Origin of the sequence: Eudoraea sp. (genome assembly GCF_049669105.1) — a bacterium.
Classification (GTDB): domain Bacteria; phylum Bacteroidota; class Bacteroidia; order Flavobacteriales; family Flavobacteriaceae; genus Eudoraea.
On the sequence record NZ_JBATKE010000082.1, the window covers coordinates 1 to 6,771 of the forward strand.

Genomic DNA, 6,771 nt, shown 5'->3' on the forward strand with positions numbered 1-6,771 from the left:
CAACACTGCCAATATGGACCTGAAAACCAGATACGCCATATAGGCTCCCTTGAGGGGCTCTAATTTCTGCCGGGTAGTTAGGGAAAGTGGCAATATCATTTCCGAACATAGCAGATGTGTCAGAAAACTGTGTTCCTGTCAATTGCATACCATCACCGGAATCACCAACGAATCTTACTACTACGGCTTCCAGAACCTCCTGTTTTCGTTTTGTTTTTGAAGCAATCATCTATACATATTTATTTTTTGCTTATTTTTATCTTAAATGCCATCTAACCAAAAATATTGGTGCCAAATATAAATTGGACATTTATAAAGAAATATGACTTTTATCATTAGATGGATATTTGTGGTACATTAAATTTACGGACAATTATTTCAAAAACATATAATTATGGCTATTATCATAACAGATGAATGCATCAACTGTGACGCTTGCGTTTCAGAATGCCCGAATAACGCAATATATGAACCGGATCAGGAGTGGTCTTATTCAGACGAAACCGCTTTGAGTGGGATAGTAACAACTCCAGCAGGAAAAGAAGTTGATGCTGATGCTGAAAATGATCCTGTTTCGGACGAGTTTTATTTTATTGTTACCGATAAATGTACAGAGTGCAAAGGTTTTCACGACGAACCTCAGTGCGCTTCTGTCTGTCCGGTGGATTGCTGTGTGCCTGATGAGGACCACGTGGAAACGGAGGAAGAATTATTAGCAAAAAAAGTCTGGATGCACGGCGAATAGCCTTTAGTTCCTGACATAAATACAAATAAACGCCCGATTGAATTTCAATCGGGTGTAGTTATTTAATAGATTAATCAAAACATCTGAGATAGCTCTGGTCCTTTTCTTTTCAGAATTTACAAGCTGTCCCCTACTTTTTATCGCACCTAAATACCTGACATTTGTCATAGTATGCCTTTGGGAATCGCCCTAATTTTATCGGGAATTTAAAACTTTTATTACTTGCAGTTCTTGGAATAAGAACATCTTACAATGGTCCTTATTTTTACTAAACTGCTTGTTTCTATTATAATAAAATCACCATGAAGAAAAAATTTCCAAAGTTAATTTGCGATGCTAACGAGGCTGTTGCACGAGTTGCTCATAAAACGAATGAAGTATGTGCAATCTATCCTATAACCCCGGCTTCGCCTATGGGGGAACATGTAGATGTTTATAGTTCTAAAGGGCAAAATAATATTTGGGGTAATATCCCCCGCATAGTTGAAATGCAAAGTGAAGGTGGAGCTGCCGGTGCGGTACACGGTTCTTTGCAGGCAGGGGCATTAACTACGACGTTTACTGCATCCCAGGGGTTGCTTTTAATGATACCTAATATGTATAAAATTGCCGGTGAATTGTTACCAACTGTAATTCATGTGGCAGCAAGAACAGTGGCAACCCATGCACTGTCTATTTTTGGGGATCATTCTGATGTAATGGCAACAAGACAAACTGGTTTTTCTATGCTGTTTGGAGGGTCTGTTCAGGAAGCCATGGACTTTGCGCTTATTTCTCAAGTGGCTGCTTTGCGTTCAAGAGTTCCTTTTTTAAACATCTTTGATGGGTTCAGGACCTCACACGAAATCTCCAAGATTGATGCAATACCGGATGATATCATTGAAGCAATGATGCCTGAGGATAAAATCATGGAACATAAAAAAAGATCATTGGATCCGGATCATCCTGTAATCAGAGGAACATCTCAAAATCCCGATGTTTTCTTTCAGGCCAGGGAGGCATCTAATCCTTTCTATGAAAGAGTACCTGAAATTGTACAGGAAGTCATGGATGAATTTTACGAGCATACAGGGAGAAAGTACAGCATATTTTATTATTTAGGTCATCCTGAGGCCGAGCGCGTTGTAGTAATTATGGGATCTGGCCAGGGGGCTGTAAGAGAAGCCGTTGAGGCAATGGCAAATAAAGATGAGAAGGTTGGTGTAGTGTTTGTTCGATTATACAGGCCATTTTCTGTATCTCATTTTATAGAAAGCCTACCTGTATCTGTAAAGAAAATTGCAGTTCTGGACAGAACTAAGGAACCGGGAAGCATCGGCGAACCATTGTATCAGGATGTGATTACAGCCCTGGTAGAGAGCGATAGAAATATATCAGTTATAGGAGGCAGATATGGTTTGTCGTCTAAAGAATTTACACCACAAATGGTGAAAGGTGTATTTGATGAACTAACTAAGGATATACCCAAAAATCATTTTACTGTTGGCATAAATGACGATGTATCTCATACCAGTCTGGAATCCGATGATAATTTTAAAGTGAGAAGTACAACTATCAATTGTATGTTCTATGGACTTGGATCTGATGGTACCGTTGGAGCGAACAAAAACTCCATTAAGATAATTGGTGATACCACGGACAATTATGTTCAGGGATATTTTGTCTATGATTCCAAAAAAGCGGGAGCACAGACTATTTCGCATTTGCGCTTTGGTCCGGAACCAATTTACTCTTCGTATCTAATAGACAAAGCCGATTTTATAGCAAGTCATCAATTTAATTTTATTGAAAGATATGATATGCTTGCCGATTTAAAACCGGGAGGTACATTCCTGTTAAATTCTCCTTTTTCCAAAGAGGATATTTGGGACAAACTTCCCAAAAAGATGCAACAGGGGATCATTGAAAAAGAGGCAAAATTTTATGTAGTGGATGCTACAAAAGTGGCCGATGAAGCCGATCTAGGGAAAAGGACAAATACGGTTTTGCAAACTTGTTTCTTTGCAATATCTGGCATCCTGCCAAAGGATGAGGCCATTCAGAAAATAAAGGATGCCATTGTTAAATCCTATGCTCACAAAGGTGATGCCGTAGTTCAGATGAACTTTAAGGCTGTAGATAAATCACTAGAGAATTTATATCAGGTTGAATACCCAAAAGAAGCGAGCAGTGAGAAAGGTTTACTTTCCGCAATGACCAATGCTCCGGATGGTTTTGTTAAGGACGTACTGGAAAAAATATTAGGAGGGCATGGAGACGAATTGCCAGTCAGTGCATTTCCTGTAGATGGAACCTTCCCAACCGGCACTACCCAATACGAGAAGAGCGGGATAGCTAATTATATTCCCATATGGGATGATGAAGTACTTTGTACTCAGTGTAATAAGTGTGTGGCCATATGTCCGCATGCTGCAATTAGGGCTAAAGTCGTCCCTAATGAGATTATGGCAGATGCTCCGGGTAGTTTGAAATCAGTTCCTGCTAAGGGAAGGCCTTTTACCGCAGAAACAGAATCTTATGTATTACAGGTATCTCCTGAGGATTGTACCGGATGTGACCTTTGTGTAGCCGTTTGTCCTGCTGAAAGTAAGGAAATTGAGGATTTTAAAGCCATCAATATGAGGAAGAAACTCGATTTTGACGAAGTGGAAAATGTAAACTGGGATTATTTTATCAATATGCCAGATTATGACAGAACGGCCTTGCAAATCACTAATGTTAAAGGTTCTCAGTTTTTAGAGCCGTTATTTGAATTTTCAGGTGCCTGCTCTGGATGTGGTGAGACTCCTTATATTAAAATGCTAACCCAATTATACGGTGATAGTATTCTCATTGCCAATGCAACAGGTTGCTCCTCAATATATGGAGGGAATCTTCCAACAACGCCTTACAAAACCAACAAAGAGGGAAGAGGTCCTGCCTGGGCAAATTCCTTATTTGAAGACAATGCCGAGTTTGGTTTTGGAATGAAACTGGCTCTAACCAAGAAGCAGGAAATTGCGGTGAATCTATTAAAGCAGCTTAAAAATGTGGTTGGAGCTGAATTGACAGAAACGATTCTAAACAATCCGGAAAAAACGGAAGCGGAACGAAGCCAGAAATTTGCTGATATTGATAAACTTAAAGAAGTATTATCAAAGAAAAAAGACAATCCCGCCGCAGTAAAACTAGGTCAACTTACAGAATATCTCCGTAATAAAGGAGTCTGGATACTTGGTGGTGATGGTTGGGCTTATGATATAGGATTTGGAGGTGTTGATCATGTCCTGGCTTCAGGTGAAGATGTGAATATTATGGTTCTTGATACCGAGGTATATTCTAATACAGGAGGTCAGACATCTAAAGCTACTCCTTTAGGGGCAAGTGCTAAGTTTTCAGTATCCGGAAAACGAACAGGTAAAAAAAGTCTGGCTCTTCAGGCCGTTTCTTATGGAAATGTATATGTGGCTCAGGTAGCAATGGGAGCGAAGGACCTTCATACGCTCAAAGCAATTGAAGAGGCTGCAGCGTATCCGGGGCCATCACTAATTGTTGCCTATTCACACTGTGGGGAACACGGATATGACCTAAAAGATGGGGCATTGCAACAGCAAAAGGCGGTTGAGACCGGGTATTGGCCATTATTCAGGTTTGATCCTTCTAAACCTAAGGGCAAGAAGTTCAGATTAGATTCGAAGGCACCCACCGCTCCGCTTAGTGATTTTATGTATAACGAAACCCGTTTTACAAGGGTAGTAAAAGAAAATGCGGAATTAGGTGCAGATCTCTTGAAGCAGGCTCAGGAAGAGGTAGAAACCAAATGGGAACGCCTGGAACTTTATAGAGATATGTAATTCTGTTATTCTGAAATAGAGATAAATAACAATGTAATATTTAAAGTTAATTGTAAATCAATACAGTTTATGGAAGACAAAGCAAAAAGACTTTATGAAACTGCCATTCAGAAACTGAAAGAAGCCAATGATGAATTATGCAGGCCTGCGGAAGACGTTGTTTCTTTTATGGTATGCCAGAATTCTCATATTGCCATCGATAATTACCTAAAGGGGTTTTTAATAGAAAATGATATAGAGCCGGACGCAAGCGCATCTGTTGATAAGTTATATGAACAATGTAAAGCTGTGAACAGGAATTTTGAAAAAGTAAATTTATCCGGCTTTGAATGCGAGGCTCATCAATTAGATTCAAGGTTCTGCAGTGGTGTAACCAACGTTAGCAGATGTTTTAACATTGCAGATAGCCTTGATACGTTTCTTAGAGAGGAAAAAATCATTAGTTGAGTGCTAATGTAATTTCCTTGGATAAAAAGAACCCTTGCTTGGGACATTTATGAGTTGTATTCGTCCTAGAATACTTCGTATTGCGATAATCTTTTCATTTCTTGTATTAAACCAATAATATTCAAGAAGATGAAAAAATTATTTATGATTATGGTAATGGCTTTGTTCACTACCATCGCTATCGGACAGGAGGAAGAACCTCTATTCTTGCTATTCGAGTTTATGCATGTAGATGAAGGCCAGGGCACTGCTTATTTAGAAACAGAGGCATTTTGGGAAAAAGTTCACGCGCAAAGAGTTAAAAATGGGGACTGCATTGGTTGGGATCTTTGGCGTCTTGAACCGAGTGGACAAAAGCAGGGATCTCAGTATATGACAGTTAGTCTCTACAATGACCCGGTAAAAATGATGGATGGAGGAGATTTTATGAAGGCATGGAATGGTGCTTATCCCAATTTAACGGATTCAGAAAGCAACGCAAAAATGGAGATGACCGCAAAAAGCAGGGATTTGACACATAGAGTATTCCTTCAACAAATTGATTTAACAAAAGATGATTTTGATATGCCTCTTGGAACTTTGGCAGTAATCAATTTTATGAAGGCAAAACCGGGACAATCAGCAGCCTATGAGAAAATGGAATCTGAAGTCTTTAAACCATTTCATCAAAGCGATGTAGAATCAGGTGGTCGTTCAAGTTGGGGGATGTTGAGGAATATGTTGGGTTATGCTACCGAGGCATATGCAAGCCATATCACGTTTGATATGTACACCGGCTATGATCAATTTTTTAACGGAGGGAGCAATGTGCCAGCAACGGAAGCACAGCAAAAAGCATATCAGGAAATGAATACCCTTAGAGACCTAAAATCAGTTACGCATGCTACTTTAGTTAAAAAAGTACGCTAGTTCAGCAAACAATTTCAAATGGTTACTGAGCCGAATCCTCCCAAAATCCCGGGAGGATTTTTTAATTATTTAACTCCAGCTGTTTCTAAGAAAGCGAATGAAATTTGCATGCATAATGTTTTCAATATCCTTATTGTTATAACCCCTTTTATAAAGCAAATTGGGGAGTTTCTGTAAATCGGCAATAGTATTTATATCAGCCGGACTTTGCTCTCTTCCAAATCCGCCATCCAGGTCAGTACCTATTCCAACGTGCAAGCTATTCCCCGCAAGCTGACAAATATGGTCAATATGATCTGCCATATGCTCCAGAGTCAGACCCATACTTTCAGGAGTAGATTCTCCTTTTACCCACTTAGGCACCATCATCCAGGCATCTAAGGCGATACCAATAACAGCACCCCTTCTAATAAGCTCAATGAGCTGTTCATCTGAAAATTGCCTGTTATGGTTTACGAGTGCCCTGCAATTATTATGACTGGCCCAAAGAGGCCCATGGTAGGCCTTCATGGTTTCCCAAAAACTTTCATCACATAAATGGGTGGTGTCCAAAATAATATTTAATCGAGCAATCTCTTTTAAAAGCTCTTTTCCTTTCCGGCCAATTCCCCCAATGGAATTTGTGCCATGAGCGTAGGTCCCAGGTCCATAATGAGCGGGCCCGATGGCTCGAAGGCCTTGTTCATAGCTTTTCTCCAGATGATCAATGGTAATAATAGAGTCGGCTCCTTCCAGACTAAGAATGTAGCCAATGGGATTTTTGCTGTTATCCAAAGAATTCCAAAGGTCTAAATGGTTATTTAATTCTGCCAGATTGGTAATCTGAACCATTTCTCC

At 39.8% G+C, this 6,771-nt stretch carries 5 protein-coding genes and 1 pseudogene; 4 read left to right on the top strand and 2 right to left on the bottom strand.

Annotated features, from left to right (window positions below):
- A pseudogene (locus WBM60_RS06970) lies at nucleotides 1-229 on the bottom strand (2-oxoacid:acceptor oxidoreductase subunit alpha); the annotation flags it as partial.
- A 165-nt stretch (nucleotides 230-394) separates the two neighbouring features.
- Here WBM60_RS06970 and WBM60_RS06975 point away from each other — a divergent pair.
- The 4 genes from WBM60_RS06975 (at nucleotide 395) to WBM60_RS06990 (ending at nucleotide 5,934) form a co-directional block, all read left to right on the top strand.
- Entirely contained in the window at nucleotides 395-745 is a 351-nt protein-coding gene (locus WBM60_RS06975) for a 4Fe-4S binding protein (protein ID WP_424258836.1), read from the top strand.
- A gap of 302 nt (nucleotides 746-1,047) precedes the next feature.
- On the top strand, nucleotides 1,048-4,578 hold the full coding sequence (nifJ, locus tag WBM60_RS06980) for a pyruvate:ferredoxin (flavodoxin) oxidoreductase (protein WP_424258837.1): 3,531 nt from the start codon (nucleotides 1,048-1,050) through the stop codon (nucleotides 4,576-4,578).
- 69 nt (nucleotides 4,579-4,647) lie between these two features.
- Entirely contained in the window at nucleotides 4,648-5,025 is a 378-nt protein-coding gene (locus tag WBM60_RS06985) for a HEPN domain-containing protein (RefSeq protein ID WP_424258838.1), read from the top strand.
- A 129-nt stretch (nucleotides 5,026-5,154) separates the two neighbouring features.
- Entirely contained in the window at nucleotides 5,155-5,934 is a 780-nt protein-coding gene (locus WBM60_RS06990) for a hypothetical protein (RefSeq protein ID WP_424279880.1), read from the top strand.
- A 69-nt stretch (nucleotides 5,935-6,003) separates the two neighbouring features.
- Here the strand turns inward: WBM60_RS06990 and WBM60_RS06995 are convergent.
- A partial coding sequence (locus WBM60_RS06995; RefSeq protein WP_424282904.1) for a dipeptidase occupies nucleotides 6,004-6,771 on the bottom strand: 768 nt, incomplete at its 5' end.

Coding starts and splice junctions, on each gene's coding strand:
- nifJ (WP_424258837.1), top strand. CDS start 1,048: ATGAAGAAAAAATTTCCAAAGTTAATTTGCGATGCTAACGAGGCTGTT.
- WBM60_RS06985 (WP_424258838.1), top strand. CDS start 4,648: ATGGAAGACAAAGCAAAAAGACTTTATGAAACTGCCATTCAGAAACTG.
- WBM60_RS06975 (WP_424258836.1), top strand. CDS start 395: ATGGCTATTATCATAACAGATGAATGCATCAACTGTGACGCTTGCGTT.
- WBM60_RS06990 (WP_424279880.1), top strand. CDS start 5,155: ATGAAAAAATTATTTATGATTATGGTAATGGCTTTGTTCACTACCATC.